We start from the raw sequence: 22,077 nt of genomic DNA, 5'->3' as shown, positions 1-22,077 counted from the left end.
GGTACCCCGTCGGCGTGAGCGCGCCCTGAAAGGCCCAAAGGACAACCGCTCATCTCAATGCGCCAGAACGGACAGCGCATTCAACGGCAACTGGATGTGCACCATGCTGCTCGGCACCAGCGGCTCGCCGCCACCGCCGCGCGCGTCGGCGGGCAGCTCGGCTTCGATCTCGATGCCCAGCGGCTCGCAGGCCAGGCGGGCCGAGGTGCGGTTGCCGAAGAATTCGGTGTCGAGCAGGCGCGCCGCGAAGCTGTTGGCGCCGAGTTCGGTGCCGTAGCGCTTCACCACCACGTGCTCGGGGCGGATGCCCACGGTGGCCTGCGCGCCGACGCTCAGGTTGCCGGGGGCGCAAAGCAGCTCGCTGTCGCGCACGCGTACCTTGCCGTCGGCCAGCACCGTGGCGGGCAGCATGTTCATGCGGCCCACGAAACCGGCCACGAAGCGGGTACGCGGCTGGCGGTACAGCTCGTCGGGCGTGCCGGCCTGCTCGATGCGGCCGTTGTGCATCAGCACCACGCGGTCGGCCATCGACAGGGCTTCTTCCTGGTCGTGCGTGACCATGATGGTGACGATGCCCAGGCGCTTCTGGAGCGCGCGGATTTCGCTGCGCAGGCTGGCGCGCACCTGCGCGTCGAGCGCGGAGAGCGGCTCGTCGAGCAGCAGCAGGCGCGGATTGGGCGCCAGCGCGCGTGCCAGCGCCACACGCTGCTGCTGGCCGCCCGAAAGCTGCACGGGGTATTTGTCGGCATGCGCGGCCAGCCCGACCAGGTCGAGCATCTCGCGCGAGCGCTTGGCCATCTCGCGGGCCAGCGCGCCGGTGGGGTGCAGGCCGTAGGCGATGTTCTGCGCGGCCGTGAGGTTGGGGAACAGCGCATACGACTGGAACACCACCCCGAAGCCGCGCGCCGCGGGCGGCAGGCCCGCGATGTCCTGGCCGCCCAGAAGGATCCGGCCGCTGTCGGCACGCTCGATGCCGCAGACGATGCGCAGCAGCGTGGTCTTGCCGCAGCCCGAGGGGCCGAGCAGGCACACGAACTCGCCGGGCTCGATGTCGAGGTCGATGCCGTCGAGCACGCGGGTGGCGCCAAAGGACTTGCCGATGCCGCGAAGGGAAAGAAAGCTGCTGCTCGTCATGGCCGGATACCGCTTGAGAGTTGGATCAGAGGGGCTTCTTTTCCGACTTGGACTCGTAGCGCTTGGACCACTCCGTCAGGATGCGGTCGCGGTTGGCGGCAGCCCAGGCGAAGTCGTTCTTGGCCAGCAGCTTCTCGACGTCGCCCGGCACGAACTCGAGCTTTTCCTGCACGCCCGGCAGCGCCAGCACGGCGAAGTTCTTGGCATACAGCTCGTTGGCCTGCCTGGTGACGGCCCAGTCGGCCAGCGCCTTGGCGGCTTCCTGCTTCTTGCTGGTCTTGATGATGCCGGTGGCTTCCATGTCCCAGCCGAGGCCTTCCTTCGGCAGCACGATGTCGATGGGCGCGCCTTCGCGCTTGGTCTTGTTGGCGCGGTATTCGAAGGACATGCCCAGCGCGAACTCGCCGGCGCCGGCCTGGCGGCAGGGCTTGCTGCCCGACTGGCTGTAGATGCCGATGTTCTGGTGCAGCGCGTCCATGTACTTCCACGCCTTTTCTTCACCCATCATCTGGATCCAGCCCGAGACCATCAGGTACCCGGTGCCCGACGCGGCGGGGTTGGGCATGGTGATCTGGCCCTTGTAGACCGGGTTGGTCAGGTCGGCCCAGCTGGTGGGCTTGGGCAGGTTCTTCTTCGCGGCTTCGGCGGTGTTGAAGCAGATGGCCGACGACCACACATCCATGCCGACCCACTTGGGCGGGTTGGCCGCATCGCGCATGTTGGGCTTGATGGCGTCCAGGCCCTTGGGCGCGTAGGGCTGGAGCATGCCTTCCTTGTCGAGCAGCATCAGCGAGGTGGCGGCCAGGCCCCACACCACGTCGGCCTGCGGGTTGGCCTTTTCGGCCAGCAGCTTGGCGGTGACGATGCCGGTGGAGTCGCGCACGAACTTCAGTTCGATGCTCGGGTTCTCCTTTTCGAACGCGGCCTTGTAGGCCTGCACCTGGTCGGCCTCGAGCGCGGTGTAGACCAGCAGTTCGGTGCGGCCCTGGGCCGATGCGGCAAATGCCAGCGAGAACAGGACGGCCGGCACGAAGGCGCGGCGGAGTTGACGGTGCAGCATGGTGGAGATTCCCAAGTGGAAAAAGAAGTGAGGCAATTCGGAAGACGCTGCGGGCAGGAGACCGAAAGTACGCAAATCCTGTCCAGCGACGAATGCGGCGATGCTGGCAGCGGCATGTGACAGGGATTTGTCAGATGCCTCAAAAAAACACAAATCCCCAAAATGGCGCCAGGGGCAACGGGCGTCGTCATCCGCATGTCACCGCTGCGCGCCAGACTTCGCGCGCTGTCACCCGCGCTTTTCCTCCGCCCGCTGCGTTCCACTTCCATGACACTCGACCTCGCCGAGATCGCCCGCCTGTTCGCCGAACGGGGCGGGGTTGCCTATGCGGGCGAGCCCGTCACGCAGCTGGAACACGCGCTGCAATGCGCCTGGCTCGCCGAACAGGCCGGCGCCAGCGACTCATTGGTGACGGCCGCATTGCTGCACGACCTGGGCCACCTGCTGATCGCCGAGCACCAGACGCTATCGCACTCTCCTACAGAGCTCGGCATCGACGACCGCCACCAGTACATCGCCCTGCCCCTGCTGCGCGGCGCCTTCGACGCCGAGGTGCGCGAGCCCATACGGCTGCACGTGGACGCCAAGCGCTACCTGTGCGCCACGCGGCCCGGCTATTTCTCGAAACTCTCGCCCGACTCGGTGCGCAGCCTCGCGCTGCAGGGCGGCGTGATGGACGACGAGGCGGCCCGGCGCTTTGCCGAGCACCACTGGGCCGATGACGCCGTGCGGCTGCGCCTGTGGGACGAAGAGGCGAAGACGGAAGGACTGAAGACGCCCCCGCTGGCGCATTTCCTGGCCGTCGCGGCGCGGGTGATGCTGAACTGAGCGGTTCTCGAGGCGGCGGGAGCGATTCAGCCCCGTCTAAGAAACATATGTTTTCCTCATGGCGAGCGGCGCACGAGCGCCGAGAGGAAAACCGCATGTCTTCATCCCCCTCCATCACCGCGCGCACGGGCACGCTGGTCCAGGTCCTGCGCCGGGTATTCAAGCTCGCGGCGCCCTACTTCAGCTCCGAGGAAAAATGGCGCGCCCGCGCGATGCTGCTGACCATCGTCGCGCTCAACCTGTTCTATGTGTACGTGGCCGTGCTCGGCAACGAGTGGTACGGCCGCTTCTACGACGCGCTGCAGAACAAGAACGCGGCGGTCTTCTGGCACGAGGTGGGCGTGTTCGGCTGGATCGCCTTCGCCAACATCGCGGTGCAGGTGCTCAAGTTCTACGTGACCCAGCTGCTGCAGCTGCGCTGGCGCACCTGGATGACGCGCAGCTACCTGTCGCGCTGGATGGCCGACCGCACCTTCTATCACCTGGAACTGGCGCGCTACGCCGGCAAGGACGGGCAGACGCCGGACAACCCGGACCAGCGCATCCAGGAAGACATGCAGATCTTCACCAGCGCCACGATGTCTCTCTCCATGGGCCTGCTGAACGCCGTGGTCACGCTCATGAGCTTCATCGGGCTGCTGTGGGGGCTGTCGGGCAATTTCTCGTTCACGTTCAATGGCACCACCCACCAGATCGTCGGCGCGATGGTCTGGGTGGCGCTGGGATATTCCGTGCTGGGCACCGTCATCACGCATTTCATCGGCCGCCCGCTGATCGGCCTGAATTTCAGGCAGCAGCGCTTCGAGGCCGACTTCCGGCACCACCTGGTGCGGGTGCGCGAATACAGCGAGGCCATCGCGCTGGACCACGGAGAGAAGGTCGAACGCGACCAGCTCGACCTGCGCTTCAGCAACGTGCTGCGCAACTACCTGCTGCTGATCAAGCAGCAGAAGAACCTGGTCACCTTCACCTCGTTCTTCGGGCAGGCGGCCGTGATCTTTCCGTTCCTGGTGGCGGGGCAGCAGTACTTTGGCGGCGCGTTCCAGCTGGGCCACCTGATGCAGATCGGCTCGGCCTTCGGCAAGGTGCAGGAGTCGCTCAGCTGGTTCGTCGACAACTACGACAGCGTGGCCGTGTGGCGCGCCACCACCGACCGTCTCACCAGCTTCGACGACAGCATGGCCGCCCATGCCGCGCAGGACGACGGCCTGCAGCGTGCGCCCGCCGCGGTGCTGCACAGCGATGACCTGGGCGTCGCGCTGCCCGACGGCACGCCGCTGCTCGCCGGCGCCGCCCTGGCGGTCAAGCCCGGCGACAGCGTGCTGCTGCAGGGCCCGTCGGGCAGCGGCAAGTCGACGCTGTTCCGCTCGTTCGCGGGCATCTGGCCGTTCTCGAACGGCCGGCTGCAGGTGCCCGACAACGTCGCCTTCATGCCGCAGCGGCCCTATGTGCCCGACGGCAAGCTGCGCGACGCGCTGACCTACCCCAACCCGGCCACGAACTTCAACGACGACCAGTTGCGCCAGGCCCTGGCCGACGCCCTGCTGCCCGACCTGGTGAACCGCCTCGACGAGAGCGACGCCTGGAGCCAGAAACTCTCCGGCGGCGAGCAGCAGCGCCTGGCCATTGCGCGCGTGCTGCTGAAGAAGCCGGCGTGGCTGTTCGCCGACGAGATCACCAGCGCGCTGGACGCGCAGGCCGAGGGCGTGCTCTACAAGCGCCTCGCGGCCACGGTGCAGGCGGCCGGCGGCGCGATGGTGTCCATCGCGCACCGCGCGGCCGTGGGCGACTTCCACAACCAGCGCTGGACCATGGTGCCGCAGGCGGAGGGCGCGGCCGGCGGCGGGCCGCGCTACCGGCTGGACACCGCGGCCGTTCAGCCGGCGGCGGCGTAGCGCTCCCAGCCCTTCTTGCGCAGGTCGCAGGCGGGGCACTCGCCGCAGCCATAGCCCCAGGCCTGGCGGTGCGTGCGGTCGCCGAGGTAGCAGGTGTGCGTTTCCTCGACGATCAGGTCGACCAGCGGCTCGCCGCCCAGGCGGTGGGCCATCTGCCAGGTCTCGGCCTTGTCGATCCACATGAGCGGCGTCTCGATGACGAGGCGGCGCTCCAGCCCGAGCGACAGGGCGAGCTGCATGGCCTTCATGGTGTCGTCGCGGCAGTCGGGGTAGCCGGAGAAGTCGGTCTCGCACACGCCGGTGACGATCACCTGCAGCCCGCGCCGGTACGCCAGCGCGCCGGCCAGCGTGAGGAACAGCAGGTTGCGCCCCGGCACGAAGGTGTTGGGCAGGCCGTCGGCCTGCATCGCGAAGGCGACCTCCTCGGTCAGCGAGGAGCCGCCGAGCTGCGCCAGCGCCGCCAGCGTGAGCACGTGGTCTTCGCCCAGGCGGGGCGCCCACTCGGGAAAGCACTCGCGCATCTTCGCGAGGATGGTGCCGCGCACGTCGAGCTCGACGCGGTGGCGCTGCCCGTAGTCGAAACCCAGGGTTTCGACGCGCTGGTACTTCGAGAGCGCGTCGGCGAGGCAGGTGGTCGAGTCCTGGCCGCCGGAGAAAAGAACGAGGGCGGTGGTGTGCAGGGGCATATCCGTCAACGGCGGGCCGTTGTAGTCCAAAGGCGCAATTTTCGCAGGCCGCCCAGGCTGCGCGGATACCATGCCGCGAATGAGCACTAAACACTTGGTTGCATGGGCAGTCACCTTCGTGGTGCTGTTGGTGATCGACATGATCTGGCTGGGCGTGGTCGCCAAGGGCATGTACCAGGAGGCCATGGGCGACCTGATGTCGCCGAATCCGCGGCTGGCCTTTGCCGCTGTTTTCTACCTGGTCTACCCGATAGGCCTGCTGCTGTTCGCGATCATGCCCGGCGTCGAGGCGCAGAGCGTGGTTCGCGCGGCCGTGCTGGGCGCGCTGTTTGGCATGTTCTGCTACGCCACCTACGACCTGACCAACCTGGCGGTGATCCGCAACTGGCCGCTGGCCCTGTCGTTCATCGACATCGCCTGGGGCACGGTGGTGAGCGGCGTGGCAGCGGCGGCGGGCGCGGTGGCCTGGCGCTGGATGGCGGCGCGCTGAGCAAGCGCCCTCCCCGCTAGCAAGCGGGCATGACACGCCGGAGTCTTCCGGGGTGTTTCTTTCTTGAAATTCGCTGAACTTTTTCAGCGGACATGCGTCGTCATGGCCGAGTCACGCGACGTCTTTAGATTTCACCTCCGGAACATCTGTGCGCCACGCGCACTACTCAAACAATCCTCCGGAGGAGTCGCATGACCCAACGCTTCATCGCCCCAGCGCTGCTGGGCGCTTCGCTATTGCTGTCCGCCTGCGGCGGCAGCAACCACGGCCCCCAGCTGCTGCCGCTGCCGCAGCAACCGCAGCAGCCCGCCGCACAGCCCCAGAAGAACGTGCTGTTCTTCCTAGGCGACGGCATGGGCATCACCACCATGACCGCCGCGCGCATCTACAAGGTCGGCGAAGACGGCGACCTGACGATGGACACGCTGCCCGAGACGGCCTTCGTCCACACCTATTCGAACGACGCCCAGGTGACCGACAGCGCGCCGTCGATGTCGGCGTACATGACCGGCGTGAAGATGAACAACGAAGTCATCTCCATGAGCCCCGAGACCAAGGCCACCGACGCCTCGGGCAAGGCCTATCACGTCAACTTCGACAGCACCTGCCCCTCGGGCAACGGCCAGGCCGTCGAGACCCTGCTGGAGCAGAGCAAGGCCAAGGGCTATGCGACCGGCGTGGTGACCACCACGCGCATCACGCACGCCACGCCCGCCGCCACGTACTCGCACGTGTGCCACCGCGACGCCGAGAACACCATCGCCGCGGCGCTGGTGCCGGGCGGCGCGGGCTACAACGGCAAGCTGGGCGACGGCGTCGACGTGTTCTTCGGCGGCGGCACGGACTACTTCCTTTCCAAGGAAGCGGGCGGCAAGCGCAACGACAAGCGCGACCTGATCGCCGAACTGAAGACCGCCAAGTACAGCTACGCCGGCAGCAAGACCGAGTTCGACAAGCTGCCAGTCGACGGCACCACCAAGATCGCCGGCCTCTTCACCAAGAGCCACATGGCCTACGACCTGGACCGCGACGCCACCAAGGAGCCGAGCCTGGCCGAAATGACCGGCAAGGCCATCGACGCACTGGCCGCGCGCAAGAAGGGCTTCTTCCTGATGGTGGAGGGCGGCCGCATCGACCACGCGCTGCACGCCACCAACGCGCGCCGCGCGCTGCAGGACACCGGCGCCTTCGACGACGCCATCAAGCTCGCGCTCGACAAGATGCAGGCCATCGACCCGGGCCTGAAGAACACGCTGGTGGTGGTCACTGCCGACCATGACCACACGCTGCAGCTCAACGGCTATGCGGCGCGTACCGGCAAGACCGAGCCGGGCAAGCCGGGCGTGCTGGGGCTGGTGAAGGACTACGTCGACAACAGCAAGACCAGCAAGGACGTGGACGGCAACCCGTACACCATCATCGGTTTCGGCAACGGCCCTGTCCGCCTGGCCACGCGCGGCCCCATCGACAGCACCGCGCTGGAAAGCAAGGACTACCGGCAGGAAGCTGTGGTTCCCACGGACGCGGCCAGCGACTCCGAAACCCACGGCGGTGCCGACGTGTTCCTCGGCGCGCAAGGCCTGGGCGCCGACAACTTCTCCGGCGTCATCACCAACACCGACGTGTTCGGCCTGATCAAGAAGGCGGTCGGCCTGTGAGGGGCCGCAAGCGCTCATCGACGAACACCAACATGAACACGACCATGAACCGCATCACCCGCAAGACCCGCCTGGCCGCCGCCCTCTTCTGCGCCGCCGCCGGCACCCTGGCCGGCAGCGCACACGCCGCCGGCGAAGCCAAGAACGTCATCTTCTTCCTCGGCGACGGCATGGGCCCGGTCACCGTGACCGCCGCGCGCATCTACAAGGGCGAAAAGCAGCTGGCGGCCAAGCCCGGCTCGCTGGTGAGCCCGGAGCGCGCGAACCTCGTCATGCAGTCGCTGCCGTACGCGGCCCGCGTGAAGACCTATTCGCTCGACGGCCAGACCACCGACAGCGCCCCCTCGATGGCCGCCTACATGACCGGCGTGAAGATGCGCAACGAGGTGATCTCGATGTCGAGCGACACCGTTGCCGTGGACAGCACCGGCAAGCAATACATCAACGGCGAGAACACCACCTGCCCGCCGACCAACGGCAAGGCCGCCGACACGCTGCTCGAGCTGGCCAAGGCCAAGGGCCGTTCGGTGGGCGCCGTTTCGACCACGCGCGTGGGCCACGCCACGCCGGCCACCACCTATGCCCACATCTGCAATCGCAACGGCTACAACACCATTGCCGAGCAGAGCGTGCCGGGCCATGCCAACTACAACCCCAAGCTGCTCGACGGCGTCGATGTGCTGATGGGTGGCGGCCAGCGCAACTACCTGCCGGTGGCGACCAACCCCAGCAGCAAGCGGACCGACGGCGTCGACCTGGTGGCCGCAATGAAGGCCAAGGGCTACACCTACGTCGACACCGGCACCAAGCTCAAGGCCGTCGACACGGCCGCAACCGGCAAGCTGCTGGGCCTGTTCTCCCAAAGCGAGATGGCCTACGAGCTCGACCGCACGAAGCAGAGCCTGGACCAGCCCAGCCTGTCGGACATGACCGAGAAGGCCCTCGGCGTGCTCAGCAAGAACGACAAGGGCTTCTTCCTGATGGTGGAAGGCGGCCGCATCGACCACGCACTGCACGGCACCAATGCCAAGCGCGCGCTGGAAGACACGCTGGCCTTCGACGCGGCCATCCAGACCGCGCTCGACTTCATGAACAAGAAGGACCCGGGCCTGAAGAACACGCTGGTGGTGGTCACCGCCGACCATGACCACGCGATCGCCTTCAACGGCTATCCGAAGATCGGCAACCCGATCCTCGGCCTGGTCAACGGCTATGCCGACGGCAAGCCCACGAAGGCGGCGGACGGCAAGCCGTACACCACGCTGGTGTTCGGCAACGGCGGACGCCCCAACGCGACCGCCGGCAGCGACGTCAACGCGGAAGACGGCAACAAGAAGTGGATCGCGCCCGCGCGCGCCGCCTCGCGCGACGACCAGACCGCCATGGACACCACCGACGACAACTTCCTGCAGGAAGTCGGCATCAACCTGGGCTCGCCCGGTGCTGAAACCCACGGCGGCGGCGACGTGATGCTGTTCGCCGGCGGCGCCGGCTCGAAGATCTTCAAGGGCACCATGGAGAACATCAAGGTGTTCAACAAGGTCAAGGAAGCGGCCGGCCTGTGACCGCATCCTCGACGCTCAAGAAGCTGCTGGCGGCCACCGCCCTGGTGACCTTGCCGCTGGCAGCCAGCGCCGCGGGCGATGCCGAGGCGCCGGACCAGAACCTGCGCATCCAGCACCACATGATGTCGATCGGCAAGGACGGCGTGCAACGCGAAAGCCGCTACGCCGACCTGATGTTCCGCCGTGCCGGCTCGGTGTGGGTCGAGCGCGAATTGCCGCCAGCGCTGCGCGAAGACCACGACCACGAAGCCCGCGAGGGCAAGGTGCACATCGGCCACGCGCATGCGGACAACACGGCCGCCCCGCTGTGGGTGCGCCGCGACGCCGCAGGCAAGGTGCAGGTGGGCATGGTGCTGCGCGAGCAGCGCAAGCTGATCGACATCGACGCGGCCAACTACGGCAACGTCGGCTACAGCGGCTCGTGGGCCAACTCCTACTGGCTGGTCGATCCCGCGAGCCTGGCGCGCATGAAAGACCTGGGCGCGGCCGGCAAGGGCGTGCAACGCTACGAACTGAAGCAGGGCGAGGGCACGCTTCGCATCGACTGGGACACGGCCGGCCGGTATGCACGCAAGATCGAGCAGCGCAACGCGCGCGGTACTTCGATCAATGTGATGACCGCCTCGGCCATCCCGGCGCCGAAGACCTTGCCGTGGAAGGCCATCGAGGCCTACGAGCGCGGCGACTACTCGGACCTGCTGGACTGACCGGGTTCAGCCCAGCTTGCGCGGTATTCCACGCATGGCCCCGAGCTCCTGAAAAGGCTGCGGGGCTTTTTCTTTGGTGCTCAGAGAAAGCGCTCGAGCAGCTTGCGCGAGGCCCGGTCGAGCGTCTTCACATCGGGAATGCGGAACTGCACGCCGTGCGCGCTCGCAATGAGCAGCGCCCCGCCTTCGAGCCGGCGGATGTCTTCCTCGGCCTTCAGCACGAAGGTGGTGTCGCCACGGTCGGTGCTGATGGTCCAGGTGCTGGGCACGCCGAAGCTCGACACGCCGTGCAGGCGCAGCAGCGTGGGGGCGAAGTCGCGCACCGCGAGTTCTTCCTCGAGCAGCGCCTTGGCCTGCGCCGGCAGTTGATCGACGCTGTCGATCCAGACCAGTTCGCGCCCTTCGCTGCCCACCAGCGACACGCCGTGGCCCGGCGCGCTCAGCGGAAAGGCCCGCACCGGCACGACGCCGGCGTGGCGTTCGCCTTGCGCGTCGGTCAGTACGAGGCGGCCGAAGGCGTCGCGCTCCAGTTGGAAGTCGTTGCTGCTATGGCTATTCATGCGTCCCCCGCCGGATGGGCTGCGTGGGCGATGGGCAAAGGTGCCTGCGCGCTGGCGCGCTCGTTCGCGGCTCCTTCGCTCGCATCGTCGTCGGCCTGGCGCAACTGCGCCTGGTAGAGCCGCCAGTAGGCGCCCTGCTTCGCCATCAAGGCGTCGTGCGGCCCGACCTCGACCACTTCGCCGCGGTCCATGACCACGAGCCGGTCGGCCTTGCGCAGTGTCGACAGGCGGTGCGCGATGGCGATGGTGGTGCGGCCCTGCACGAGGTTGTCGAGCGCCTTCTGGATTTCCTTCTCGGTCTCGGTGTCCACCGCCGAGGTGGCCTCGTCGAGGATCAGGATGCGCGGGTCGATCAGCAGCGCCCGCGCGATGCTGATGCGCTGGCGCTCGCCGCCCGACAGGCCCTGCCCGCGCTCGCCCACCAGCGAGTCGTAGCCGTGCTGCAGCCGCAGGATGAAGTCGTGCGCGTGCGCGGCGCGAGCGGCGGCCACGATCTCCTCGCGCGTGGCGTCGGGCTTGCCGTAGGCGATGTTCTGCGCGATGGTGCCGAAGAAAAGGAACGGCTCCTGCAGCACCAGCCCCACGTGGCGCCGGTAGTCGGCCACGGCGAAGCGCCGGATGTCGGTGCCGTCGACCTTGATGGCGCCGTCGGTCACGTCGTAGAAGCGGCAGATCAGGTTGACCAGCGTGCTCTTGCCCGAGCCGCTGTGGCCCACCAGGCCGATCATCTCGCCGGGCTCGATCACCAGGTCGAGGTCGTGGATGACGGCGCGCGAGCCGTAGCGGAAACCCAGCCCGCTCATCTCGATGCGCCCCTGCACGCGCTCCACCTTCACCGGGTTGGCCGGCTCGGGCACGTTGCTCACGTGGTCGAGGATGTCGAAGATGCGCTTGGCGCCGGCCGCCGCCTTCTGCGTGACCGAGACGATGCGGCTCATGGAGTCGAGCCGCGTATAGAAACGGCCGATGTACGCGATGAAGGCGGTGAGCACGCCCACCGTGATGCTGCCGCGCGCCACCTGCCAGATGCCGAAGGCCCAGACCACGAGCAGGCCGATTTCGGTGAGCAGCGACACGGTCGGCGTGAACAGCGACCAGGTGCGGTTGAGCTTGTCGTTGACCTGCAGGTTGTAGGCGTTGGCGACGCGGAAGCGCTCGGCCTCGCGGCGTTCCTGCGCGAAGGCCTTGACCACGCGGATGCCGGGAATGGTGTCGGCCAGCACGTTGGTCACCTCCGACCAGACGCGGTCGATCTTCTCGAAGCCGGTGCGCAGGCGGTCGCGCACGACGTGGATCATCCAGGCGATGAAGGGCAGCGGCACGAGCGTGACCACCGCCAGCAGCGGATTGATGGAGATCAGGATGACGGCGGTCATCACGATCATCAGCACGTCGTTGGCGAAATCCAGCGCGTGCAGCGACAGGAAAACGTTGATGCGGTCGGTTTCCGAGCCGATGCGCGCCATCAGGTCGCCGGTGCGCTTGCCGCCGAAATAGTCGAGCGGCAGGGTCAGCAGGTGCTCGTAGGTGGTGGTGCGCAGGTCGGCGCCGATGCGCTCGGACACCAGCGCCAGCAGGTAGGTGCGCGCCCAGCCCAGCCCCCAGCCGACCAGCGCCGCGACCAGCAGTCCGCCCAGGTACAGGCCGACGCGCATGGTGTCGATCTTCTGCCCGTTCTGGAACGGAATCAGGATGTCGTCCATCAGCGGGATGGTCAGGTACGGTGGCACCAGGGTGGCGGCGGTGGAAATCAGGGTCAGGACAAACCCCAGGATCAGCTGCTTGCGGTACGGCTTGGCGAAACGGCCCAGTCGCAGCAGCACCCAGGTCGAGGGCGGGGTCTGGAGTTCGGTGTCGGCAACGGCGGCATCGTCGCCGTCGGCGGCCTCGGCCGGCTCGGGTGTCGCCTTGGCGACATCGGACATGCGCTGGCCGAAAAGCTTGAGCAGGCGCAGTGCCGCCACCTGGTGGGCCAGGGTGTAGCGCCAGCGGCCCAACCGGCCCTCGGAGCCCGTCAAATCAAGGGTTCCGACGCCGGAATGGTCGGAAAGCCGCAGCGCCAGGGAGGCGTCCGTCAGTGGCCACTCACGCCATTCGCCGCCCGGATCGAGCGCGATCAGGCGCCGGTCAGTCAGGGCGACTAGGCCGCAAGCGAAGCGAAGTTGGTCGTCGAGGTCAACCGACAGTATTACCAGAACGTTTTCCGCGACTGCGAGCCGGTTTTTCAGCGCGTCTGAAGCCGCCTCTGTTTCGCCCTCCCGGGTGCCGACTGGATCGTGATGTTGCATTGTGTTTCTTTGACTCTTGCCCGTCGCGGGCCGCATGGACCGCGTCATGGCGCCCTTGGTCGGGCGCCGATTCTGACCGATCGCCATGGGCGCGCTTGAAGGCGCCGCGGTGCTCGGCCAAAGCACATCGAACGTTTGCATGACCCGTTTCGACGACATCCAATTGCTGCGCATCAATTATTTGCGCGGTCCCAATCTCTGGACCTACCGTCCGGTGCTCGAAGTCTGGCTCGATCTGGGTCAACTGGAAGACTACCCCTCCAACAAGATAGACGGCTTCACCGACCGCCTGACCGGGCTGCTGCCGGCGCTCATCGAGCACCACTGCGGCGTCGGCGAGCGCGGCGGCTTCATCCAGCGCCTGACCGAAGGCACCTGGTCGGGCCACGTGCTCGAACACGTGGTCATCGAGCTGCTGAACCTGGCCGGCATGCCGACCGGCTTCGGGCAAACCCGCAGTACTTCCGAACACGGCGTGTACCGCATGGTGTTCCGGGCGCGCGACGAGCAGGTCGCCCGCGTGGCGCTCGCCGAGGGCCACCGCCTGCTGATGGCTGCCATCAACAACGACCCGTTCACCGCCGCCGACGTGCAGAAGGCCGTCGACGCGGTCAAGGCCAAGGTCGAGGACTGCTACCTCGGCCCGAGCACCGCCGCCATCGTGGCCGCCGCCACCGACCGCGGCATTCCCCACATGCGGCTGAACAGCGGCAACCTGGTGCAACTGGGCTACGGCGCCAACCAGCAGCGCATCTGGACCGCCGAAACCGACTACACCAGCGCCATCGGCGAATCGATCGCCAGCGACAAGGAACTGACCAAGTCCCTGCTCGCGAGCTGCGGCGTGCCCGTGCCCGAGGGCCAGGTGGTCGCCAATGCCGAAGAAGCCTGGGAAGCCGCCGAGGACATCGGCCTGCCCGTGGTCGTGAAGCCATCCGACGCCAACCACGGCCGGGGCGTCTCGCTCGAGCTGACCACCCGCGAGGAAGTCATTGCCGCCTTCGCGGTCGCCGAGCCCGAGGGCAGCGACGTGATGGTCGAGCGCTTCATCCGCGGCCACGAACACCGCCTGCTGGTGGTGGGCGGCGAAGTGGTGGCGGCCGCGCGCGGCGAGATCATCACCGTGACCGGCGACGGGCAGGCCACGGTGCGCGAACTGATCGAGAAGCAGCTCAACAGCGACCCGCGCCGCGGCGCCGAGGAAGAGTTCCCGCTCGATGTGATCGTCATCGACACCGACGCCAAGCTGCAGCTCGAACTCAAGCGCCAGGAGCTGGACGCCGACGCCGTGCCGGCCGCCGGCCGCGTGGTCACGATCCAGCGCAACGGCAACATGGCCAACGACTGCACCGACCAGGTCCACCCCGAAGTCGCGCATGCCGCCGTGCTGGCCGCGCGCGTGGTGGGCCTCGACATTGCCGGCATCGACCTCGTGGCGCTGGACATCTCCAAGCCGCTGGGCCCGCAGCGCGGCGCCATCGTCGAAGTCAACGCCGGCCCCGGCCTGCTGATGCACCTGAAGCCGGCCGTCGGTTCGCCGCGCCCGGTGGGCCGCGCCATCTGCGACCACCTGTTCCCCAACGACGCGCCCGGCCGCATTCCCGTGGTCGGCGTGGCCGGCTCGCGCGACACCGCCGTGCTGGCGCGCCTGGTGGCGTGGCTGGTCGGCCTGGGCGGGCGCCACACCGGCCTGGCCTGCCGCGACGGCCTGTTCCTGGAGCGCCGCCGCGTCGACGCGCGCGACAGCGCCAACTGGGACGCCGGCCACCGCCTGCTCGTGAACCGCGCCGTGCAGGCCGTGGTGATCGAGAACGGCGCCGAGACCATCCTGCGCGACGGCCTCTCCTACGACCGCTGCGAAGTCGGCATCGTCACCGACCTCGACGGCTGCGAAGCCCTGGCCGACTACGACATCACCGAGAGCGACCAGATGGTCAAGGTGCTGCGCACGCAGGTCGACGTGGTGCTGTCCGAAGGTACCGCCGTGCTGAATGCCGACGACGCCCGCGTGGCAGGCCTCGCGCCGCTGTGCGACGGTGCCGTCATCCTCTATGCGGCCGACCCGCAGGCCGCCGCGCTCACCGCGCACCAGGCCGCCGGCGGCAAGGCCGTGCTGGTGCGGCAGGACCGCGTGGTGCTGGCCAACGGCAGCAGCGAGTCGTTCCTGCCCGGCCTCGGCCGGCTGACCGTGTGGCGCGCCGCCCACGCCGGCGTGAGCCTCGAGAGCCTGCTGGCCGCCGTGGCCGCGGCCTGGGCCATGGGCATTCCGCTGAACCTGATCGGCGCCGGCGTGGAGGCCTTCGAGGCCGACCTGCAGGCCGCGCTGGCCTCGCTCCAGCTGTCGCAGACCCAGCCCCTTCAACCCCAGCTGGCCTGAGCCCCCGCGCCAGCCCGCAAGCAGTCCCACGCCGACCATGAAAGTCACCCGCATCCGGGCCCTCCGCGGGCCCAACCTCTGGAGCCGCCACACCGCCATCGAGGCAGTCGTGGCCTGCCACGGCGACGAGAACGCCGTCAGCCGGCTCGCCGGCTTCGAGGACCGCCTGCGCGCCCGCTTCCCCACCATCGGCGAGCTGCACCCGATGGTGCTGGGCCAGCCGCTGGCGCTGGCCCACGTGCTGGAGAACGCCGCCGTCGCGCTGCAGGCCCAGGCCGGCTGCGCCGTCAACTTCGGCCACACCTCGCCCACGGTGGAAGAAGGCGTCTACCAGGTCGTGTTCCAGTACACCGAGGAGGCCGTGGGCCGCCGCGCCGCCGAACTGGCCGAACAGCTCATCGCCGCCGCCCAGGCCGACACCCCGTTCGACGCCGAAGCCGCCATCACCGAGCTGCGCGACCTCGACGAGTCCGAGCGCCTGGGCCCGAGCACCGGCTCCATCGTCGACGCCGCAGTGGCGCGCGGCATTCCATACCGCCGCCTCACGAGCGGCAGCCTGGTGCAGTTCGGCTGGGGCTCCAAGCAGCGCCGCATCCAGGCCGCCGAGGTCGACAGCACCAGCGGCGTGGCCGAATCGATCGCGCAGGACAAGGAACTGACCAAGCAGCTGCTCAATGCCGCCGGCGTGCCGGTGCCGCTGGGCCGCCCCGTGCGCGACGCCGAAGACGGCTGGGCCGCCGCACTCGAAATCGGGCTGCCCGTGGTGGTGAAGCCGCAGGACGGCAACCAGGGCAAGGGCGTCACGGTCAACATCAACACGCGCGAAGAGCTTTTATCGGCCTACGACTCGGCCGCCGCCTACGGCGAGGTGATGGTCGAGAAGTTTCTCCCCGGTTTCGACTTCCGCCTGCTGGTGGTGGGCGATCGCCTGGTGGCCGCCGCGCGCCGCGATCCGCCGCAGGTCATCGGCGACGGCGTGCTCACCGTGCGCCAGCTGGTCGACACCGTGAACCTCGACCCGCGCCGCGGCGAGGGCCATGCCACCTCGCTCACCAAGATCCGACTGGACGACATCGCCATCGGCCGGCTCGAATCGCAGGGCCTCACGCCCGACAGCGTGCCCGCGCGCGGCCAGCGCGTGGTGCTGCGCAACAACGCAAACCTTTCCACCGGCGGCACCGCCACCGACGTGACCGACACCGTGCACCCCGAAGTCGCGGCGCGCGCCGTCGACGCGGCGCAGATGGTCGGCCTGCACATCTGCGGCGTCGACATGGTCTGCGAGAACGTGCTGCGCCCGCTCGAGGAGCAGCACGGCGGCGTGGTCGAAGTAAACGCCGCGCCCGGCCTGCGCATGCACATCTCGCCTTCGTTCGGCCGCGGCCGCGCGGTGGGCGAAGCGGTGATGGACACGCTCTTCGCCCACGGCGACGACGGCCGCATCCCCGTGGTCGCCGTCACCGGCACCAACGGCAAGACCACCACCGCGCGCCTCATCAACCACCTGCTGGCTTCCAGCGGCCTGCGCACCGGCATGACCAACACCGACGGCGTGTACGTCGACGGACGCCAGACCGACAGCGGCGACTGCAGCGGCCCCAAGAGCGCGCGCAACGTGCTCATGCACCCCGACGTGGACGCGGCGGTGTTCGAAGTGGCCCGCGGCGGCGTGCTGCGCGAGGGCCTGGGCTTCGACCGCTGCCAGGTGGCCGTGGTCACCAACATCGGCAGCGGCGACCACCTGGGCCTGAACTACATCACCACGGTGGAAGACCTCGCGGTGCTCAAGCGCGTGATCGTGCGCAACGTGGCCGCCGACGGCTACGCCGTGCTCAACGCCGCCGACCCGAACGTCGCGGCCATGGCCGCGGGCTGCCCGGGCCACGTGATCTTCTTCACCGCCGACCGCATGCACCCGGTCATGGCCACGCACCGCGCGCAAGGCAAGCGCACCGTGTACGTCGACCAGGACACGCTGGTGGCCGCCGAAGGCTCGTGGCGCGAACGCATCGCGCTGCGCGACGTGCCCATCACCCGCGGCGGCACCATCGGCTTCCAGGTCGACAACGTGATGGCCTCGGTGGCCGCCGCATGGGCCGTGGGCCTGGACTGGGACACCATCCGCAGCGGCCTCGCGAGCTTCATGAACGACGCCGCCGGCGTGCCCGGGCGTTTCAACGTCATGGACTACCGCGGCGCCACCGTGATCGCCGACTACGGCCACAACACCGACGCCATGCGCGCGCTGGTGTCGGCCGTGGACACCATGCCCGCGAAGAAGCGCTCGGTGGTCATCAGCGGCGCGGGCGACCGGCGCGATTCCGATATCCGCGACCAGACCGCCATCCTCGGCCAGGCCTTCGACGACGTGATCCTCTACCAGGACGCGGCGCAGCGCGGCCGTGCCGACGGCGAAGTCATGGCGCTGCTGCGCCAGGGCCTGCAGGGCGCCGCGCGCACGCGCTACATCGACGAGATCCGCGGAGAGTTCGTCGCCATCGACACCGCGCTGGCCCGCCTGCAGCCCGGCGATCTTTCGCTGATCCTCGTCGACCAGGTCGAGGAAGCGCTCGCTCACCTCGCGCAGCGCATAGCAGCGGGCTGACGCCCGCCTTGCCGGACACGTCCCACACCGATGGGCGCGTCCGGCCCGGCGGTACGGTGCGGCCTGTCCCACAGACGCGCACCCCACGCCGACACCACACTGTGGCTCCGGTCACGCACCTCCTTTCGCGGATGGCGTGGCCCAACCAAGGAGCCCGCATGACAAAAACAGTTCGTTCACTTCTCTCCGCCACGGCACTCTTCGCCGCCAGCGGCTTCATCGTTTTCGGCGGCCAGACGGCCAGCGCGCAGGCACCGGGCTCCGACGCGCGGATGCAGAAGGAACGCGCCACCTGCGACGGCGTTCAGCAAGACCGCGCCGCGTGCCTGCGCGAAGCCGGCGCCGCACGCCAGGAGGCCAGGCGCGACGGCCTGACCACGCCGAGCGCCCCGCGCGAGCAGGTCAACGCACTCGCCCGCTGCAGCGAGCAGCCCGGCCCCGACCAGGCCGAATGCGAAGCCCGCATCAAGGGCGGCGCGCGCACCACCACCGAAGGCAGCGTGATGGGCGGCGGCGTGATCCGCGAGACCGTGACGCCGCTGCCGGCACAGCCCGCACGTTGAACCCGGCACATCCACGCCGGTCCAACATTTCCCGGTTTTCTTTTAGCTGACTCCAAGGAGCCGTCCATGAAAAGCAATACGCGTTCGATCATCCTGGCCCTGCTCGCCGCAGGCGGGCTGACCGCCACCACCATCGCCTCGGCCGCAGGCGAATCCTCCAGCACGTACCAGCGGGAACTGGCCGTCTGCGGCCACAACCAGCAGGACCGTGCGGCCTGCATCCGCGAAGCGGGCGCGGCGCGCCAGGCAGCTGCCCGCGGCGGCCTGACCAGCGCCCCGGACTACCGTGCCAATGCCCTGGCACGCTGCAGCCTGCAGCCGCCTACCGAGCGCTCGGCCTGCGAAGCCCGCGTGCTCGGCAGCATGGGCGACACCCGCGCCATGGTCGACGGCAGCGTGATGGGCGGTGGCGTGATCCGCGAATCGGTGACCACCACCCTGGTGCCTGTCGTGCCGGCGCCGCCGCCGGAACCGATGCCCATGCCGATGCGTCCCATGCGCTGATCGGCTACCCGGGGCTGGCCCGCCGCATGAGGCAGGACCGGCCCTTGTGTGCAATTGAGGGGAAACCCCAATGGATACCCTCCGTTGTCACACGACTGTCATAAAAGGCAAAGGAGTGCTAGCTATAGTTCTCGGTCCCTGCCTACCGAGGAACCACTCCCCATGAATGCCATCAAGGTCGCTCGCCGATTCATAGAAACGGACCCGGCCAACGAATCGGCCAAGATTCTGGCCCAGCTCGTGTTGGCGCTCGAGTCCGAACGCAGCTTCGAACTGATCACGCTCTACAACCTCGACTACAAGAGCTTCCAGCTTGCCATGGACATCCTGAAGGAATGGCGGCTCGACCGCTATTACGCCAGCAAGTCCAAGCTGTTCGACCTGTCCCTGCAGGTCAGCGAACTCGAAAAAGCCAGCGCCACGCCCACGCCCGAAGCCTGAACGGCCCCCGAGGCCCGTTCGCGTTTTCTCCTTCTCCCCGCCTCCTCATTTCCCCCAGCGCAGCACCATCGGATCGAGCCGCCTTGCGGTCTCGATCAGTCCGGTGCGCGTGTCGGGGTGCATCGGCGGCAGCGGATGACGCGGCGCTTCGCATGCGATCACGCCGCCCTCCTTCATCAGCGACTTGCAGGCCAGCAGGCCGGCTTGCCGGTTCTCGTAGTTGATCAGCGGCAGCCACTGCTGGTAGAGCGCGAAAGCCTTGTCGCGGTCGCCTGAACGGTGCGCCTCGATGATCGGCCTGATGCCGTCCGGATAGCCGCCACCGGTCATCGAACCGGTCGCTCCCGCGTCGAGGTCGGGCATCAGCGTGATGGCTTCTTCGCCGTCCCACGGCCCTTCGATGGCGTCGCCGCCAAGGCGGATCAGCTCGCGCAGCTTCGACGCCGCGCCGGCCGTCTCGATCTTGAAGTACGCGACCTGCTCGATCTCCTTGGCCATGCGCGCGAGGAACGGCGCCGACAGCACGGTGCCGCTGGCCGGCGCGTCCTGGATCATGATCGGAATGCCCACCGCGTCCGACAGCCGCGCATAGAACTCGAAGATCTGCGGCTCGGGCACGCGGAAAGTCGCGCCGTGGTAGGGCGGCATCACCATCAGCATTGCAGCGCCCATGTCCTGCGCGCGGCGGCTGCGCTCGGCGCACACCTTGGTGCTGTAGTGCGTGGTGGTCACGATCACAGGCACGCGGCCCTTCACATGTTCGAGGATCGCGCGCGTGAGCACCTCGCGCTCCTCGTCGGACAGCACGAACTGCTCCGAGAAATTCGCGAGGATGCACAGGCCGTCCGAACCGGCGTCGATCATGAAGTCGACACAGCGCTTCTGGCTCTCGATGTCGAGCGCGCCCTGTTCGGTGAAGGTGGTGGGCACCACCGGGAAAATGCCGCGGTATCTGGGGGTCATGCTGGTGTGATTCAGTGTGAATGGCGGGGAACGGCGGCGCCGCGGCAGCCGACAAGAAAATCGAAGTCGCAGCCCTCGTCGGCCTGCAGCACATGGTTGACGTAGAGCTTCTGGTAGCCGCCGCCGCGCGTGCTCATCGGCTGCGCGTCCGAAGCGGACAACGAAGCCAGGCGCGCCGCCAGCTCCTCGTCGCTGATGTCCAGATGCAGCCGCCCCGCGTCGCAGTCGAGCTCGATCCAGTCACCGTCGCGCACCGCCGCGAGCGGGCCGCCATCGGCCGCCTCGGGCGCCACGTGCAGCACCACCGTGCCGTACGCCGTGCCGCTCATGCGCGCATCCGAGATGCGCACCATGTCCTTCACGCCCTGGCGCAGCAGCTTGGGCGGCAGGCCCATGTTGCCCACCTCGGCCATGCCGGGATAGCCCTTGGGGCCGCAGTTCTTCAGCACCATCACCGAGCTCGCGTCGATGTCCAGGTCTTCGTCGACGATGCGCGCCTTGTAGTGCTCCAGGTTCTCGAACACCACCGCCTTGCCGCGATGCTTCAGCAGCGCGGGCGTGGCGGCCGATGGCTTCAGCACCGCGCCGCGCGGCGACAGATTGCCGCGCAGTATGCGGATGCCGCCATCGGCGATGAGCGGCTTGTCGAGCGGGCGGATCACCTCGTCGTCGAGGCTGGGTGCCTCGCGCACGTTGTCCCAGATCGACTGGCCGTTGACGGTGAGCGCGCCCGGATGCGGCAGCAGGCCGGCTTCGCCGAGCCTGCGCAGCACGGCGGGCAGCCCGCCGGCGTAGTAGAACTCCTCCATCAGGAAGCGCCCCGAAGGCATCAGGTCGACGATGGTCGGCGTGTGGCTGCCGATGCGCGTCCAGTCTTCCAGCTCCAGCTCGACGCCGATGCGCCCCGCGATCGCCTTCAGGTGGATCACCGCATTGGTCGACCCGCCGATGGCCGCATTCACGCGGATGGCGTTCTCGAAGGCTTCGCGCGTGAGGATCTTCGACAGCGTGAGCCCTTCCTTCGCCATCTCGACCACGCGCATGCCCGACATCTGCGCAAGCACGTAGCGCCGCGCATCCACCGCCGGAATGGCCGCGTTGTGCGGCAGCGAGGTGCCCAGCGCCTCGGCCATGCAGGCCATGGTCGAGGCCGTGCCCATGGTGTTGCAGGTGCCCGCCGAACGCGACATGCCACCTTCGGCCGAGAGGAACTGGTGCAGGTTGATCTCGCCCGCCTTCAGCGATTCGTGCAGCTGCCATACGGCCGTGCCCGAGCCGATGTTCTTGCCGTCGAGCTTGCCGTTGAGCATCGGCCCGCCCGTGACCACGATGGCCGGTATGTCGCAGCTCGCCGCGCCCATCAGCAGCGCGGGCGTGGTCTTGTCGCAGCCCGTGAGCAGCACCACCGCATCGACAGGGTTGCCGCGGATCGCCTCTTCCACGTCCATGCTCGCGAGGTTGCGCGTGAGCATGGCGGTGGGCCGCAGGTTCGATTCGCCGTTGGAGAACACCGGGAACTCCACCGGAAAACCACCCGCCTCGGAGATGCCGCGCTTCACGTGCTCGGCGATCTTGCGGAAGTGCGCGTTGCACGGCGTGAGCTCCGACCACGTGTTGCAGATGCCGATGATCGGCCGGCCGTCGAACTCGTGGTCGGGAATGCCCTGGTTCTTCATCCAGCTTCGGTACATGAAGCCGTTCTTGTCGGCCGAGCCGAACCATTCGGTCGAACGAAGTTTCTTTGTCATGGGTT

General features: G+C 68.2%; 18 protein-coding genes. 11 read left to right on the top strand and 7 right to left on the bottom strand.

Annotated elements, in window-relative coordinates; all coding sequences use genetic code 11:
* Window positions 1-54 precede the first annotated feature (54 nt).
* Complete coding sequence (locus WIX39_RS09405; RefSeq protein WP_081268534.1) at window positions 55-1,134, bottom strand: ABC transporter ATP-binding protein; 1,080 nt, start codon at window positions 1,132-1,134, stop codon at window positions 55-57.
* 25 nt (window positions 1,135-1,159) lie between these two features.
* Window positions 1,160-2,194 (bottom strand): putative 2-aminoethylphosphonate ABC transporter substrate-binding protein, encoded by a 1,035-nt coding sequence (locus WIX39_RS09400; RefSeq protein WP_285413307.1) that lies wholly within the window; start codon window positions 2,192-2,194, stop codon window positions 1,160-1,162.
* A gap of 267 nt (window positions 2,195-2,461) precedes the next feature.
* Between WIX39_RS09400 and WIX39_RS09395 the strand changes: the two genes are divergently transcribed.
* Together WIX39_RS09395 and WIX39_RS09390 are read left to right on the top strand one after the other, a co-directional pair.
* Window positions 2,462-3,022, top strand: a complete 561-nt coding sequence (locus tag WIX39_RS09395; protein WP_409194956.1) for a phosphonate degradation HD-domain oxygenase — start codon at window positions 2,462-2,464, stop codon at window positions 3,020-3,022.
* Window positions 3,023-3,117: 95 nt separating this feature from the next.
* Window positions 3,118-4,917, top strand: coding sequence for an ABC transporter ATP-binding protein/permease (locus tag WIX39_RS09390; protein WP_409194955.1), 1,800 nt, complete (start codon window positions 3,118-3,120; stop codon window positions 4,915-4,917).
* Here WIX39_RS09390 and queC read toward each other — a convergent pair.
* Entirely contained in the window at window positions 4,899-5,603 is a 705-nt protein-coding gene (gene queC, locus WIX39_RS09385) for a 7-cyano-7-deazaguanine synthase QueC (RefSeq protein WP_409196335.1), read from the bottom strand. The two genes, WIX39_RS09390 and queC, sit on opposite strands and share 19 nt — an antisense overlap.
* 79 nt (window positions 5,604-5,682) lie before the next feature.
* Here queC and WIX39_RS09380 point away from each other — a divergent pair, with 79 nt between their 5' ends.
* From WIX39_RS09380 to WIX39_RS09365, 4 genes are all read left to right on the top strand, one after another.
* Window positions 5,683-6,093, top strand: a complete 411-nt coding sequence (locus WIX39_RS09380) for a DUF2177 family protein (RefSeq protein WP_081268539.1) — start codon at window positions 5,683-5,685, stop codon at window positions 6,091-6,093.
* Window positions 6,094-6,284: 191 nt separating this feature from the next.
* On the top strand, window positions 6,285-7,751 hold the full coding sequence (locus WIX39_RS09375; protein ID WP_106935615.1) for an alkaline phosphatase: 1,467 nt from the start codon (window positions 6,285-6,287) through the stop codon (window positions 7,749-7,751).
* Between the two features lie 32 nt (window positions 7,752-7,783).
* Window positions 7,784-9,316 carry an alkaline phosphatase gene (locus tag WIX39_RS09370; RefSeq protein ID WP_234382077.1) on the top strand — a complete coding sequence of 511 codons (1,533 nt, stop codon included), beginning with the start codon at window positions 7,784-7,786 and terminating at the stop codon, window positions 9,314-9,316.
* The gene (locus tag WIX39_RS09365; protein ID WP_409194954.1) at window positions 9,313-10,023 is read left to right on the top strand and encodes a hypothetical protein; all 711 of its coding nucleotides are present in this window, start codon (window positions 9,313-9,315) and stop codon (window positions 10,021-10,023) included. The genes WIX39_RS09370 and WIX39_RS09365 overlap by 4 nt, the downstream gene beginning before the upstream one ends.
* Window positions 10,024-10,103: 80 nt before the next feature.
* Here WIX39_RS09365 and WIX39_RS09360 read toward each other — a convergent pair whose 3' ends face one another.
* Together WIX39_RS09360 and WIX39_RS09355 are read right to left on the bottom strand one after the other, a co-directional pair.
* Window positions 10,104-10,583 (bottom strand): DUF1854 domain-containing protein, encoded by a 480-nt coding sequence (locus WIX39_RS09360; RefSeq protein ID WP_409194953.1) that lies wholly within the window; start codon window positions 10,581-10,583, stop codon window positions 10,104-10,106.
* Window positions 10,580-12,871 carry an ABC transporter ATP-binding protein gene (locus WIX39_RS09355; protein ID WP_106935618.1) on the bottom strand — a complete coding sequence of 764 codons (2,292 nt, stop codon included), beginning with the start codon at window positions 12,869-12,871 and terminating at the stop codon, window positions 10,580-10,582. The genes WIX39_RS09360 and WIX39_RS09355 overlap by 4 nt, the downstream gene beginning before the upstream one ends.
* 139 nt (window positions 12,872-13,010) lie before the next feature.
* On the opposite strand from WIX39_RS09355, the gene cphA (WIX39_RS09350) reads away from it, so the two are divergent.
* From cphA (WIX39_RS09350) to WIX39_RS09330, 5 genes are all read left to right on the top strand, one after another.
* Window positions 13,011-15,248, top strand: coding sequence for a cyanophycin synthetase (gene cphA, locus WIX39_RS09350; RefSeq protein ID WP_409194952.1), 2,238 nt, complete (start codon window positions 13,011-13,013; stop codon window positions 15,246-15,248).
* Between the two features lie 37 nt (window positions 15,249-15,285).
* Complete coding sequence (gene cphA / locus WIX39_RS09345; RefSeq protein ID WP_409194951.1) at window positions 15,286-17,853, top strand: cyanophycin synthetase; 2,568 nt, start codon at window positions 15,286-15,288, stop codon at window positions 17,851-17,853.
* Between the two features lie 158 nt (window positions 17,854-18,011).
* Complete coding sequence (locus WIX39_RS09340) at window positions 18,012-18,416, top strand: hypothetical protein (RefSeq protein WP_409194950.1); 405 nt, start codon at window positions 18,012-18,014, stop codon at window positions 18,414-18,416.
* Between the two features lie 66 nt (window positions 18,417-18,482).
* Window positions 18,483-18,920: a hypothetical protein gene (locus WIX39_RS09335; protein WP_285413299.1), complete on the top strand. Its 438-nt coding sequence runs from the start codon at window positions 18,483-18,485 to the stop codon at window positions 18,918-18,920.
* A gap of 162 nt (window positions 18,921-19,082) precedes the next feature.
* Window positions 19,083-19,361 carry a hypothetical protein gene (locus tag WIX39_RS09330; protein WP_081268548.1) on the top strand — a complete coding sequence of 93 codons (279 nt, stop codon included), beginning with the start codon at window positions 19,083-19,085 and terminating at the stop codon, window positions 19,359-19,361.
* A 45-nt stretch (window positions 19,362-19,406) separates the two neighbouring features.
* On the opposite strand, the gene WIX39_RS09325 is transcribed toward WIX39_RS09330, so the two are convergent.
* Both WIX39_RS09325 and WIX39_RS09320 read right to left on the bottom strand, forming a co-directional pair.
* Window positions 19,407-20,324, bottom strand: a complete 918-nt coding sequence (locus tag WIX39_RS09325) for a dihydrodipicolinate synthase family protein (protein WP_081268549.1) — start codon at window positions 20,322-20,324, stop codon at window positions 19,407-19,409.
* A gap of 11 nt (window positions 20,325-20,335) precedes the next feature.
* Complete coding sequence (locus tag WIX39_RS09320; protein WP_409194949.1) at window positions 20,336-22,072, bottom strand: IlvD/Edd family dehydratase; 1,737 nt, start codon at window positions 22,070-22,072, stop codon at window positions 20,336-20,338.
* Between the last annotated feature and the right edge of the window lie 5 nt (window positions 22,073-22,077).

The sequence above is a fragment of the Variovorax sp. AB1(2024) genome (genome assembly GCF_037482385.2).
Classification (GTDB): Bacteria; Pseudomonadota; Gammaproteobacteria; order Burkholderiales; family Burkholderiaceae_C; genus Variovorax.
This window is presented reverse-complemented; position numbering and strand designations above follow the sequence as displayed.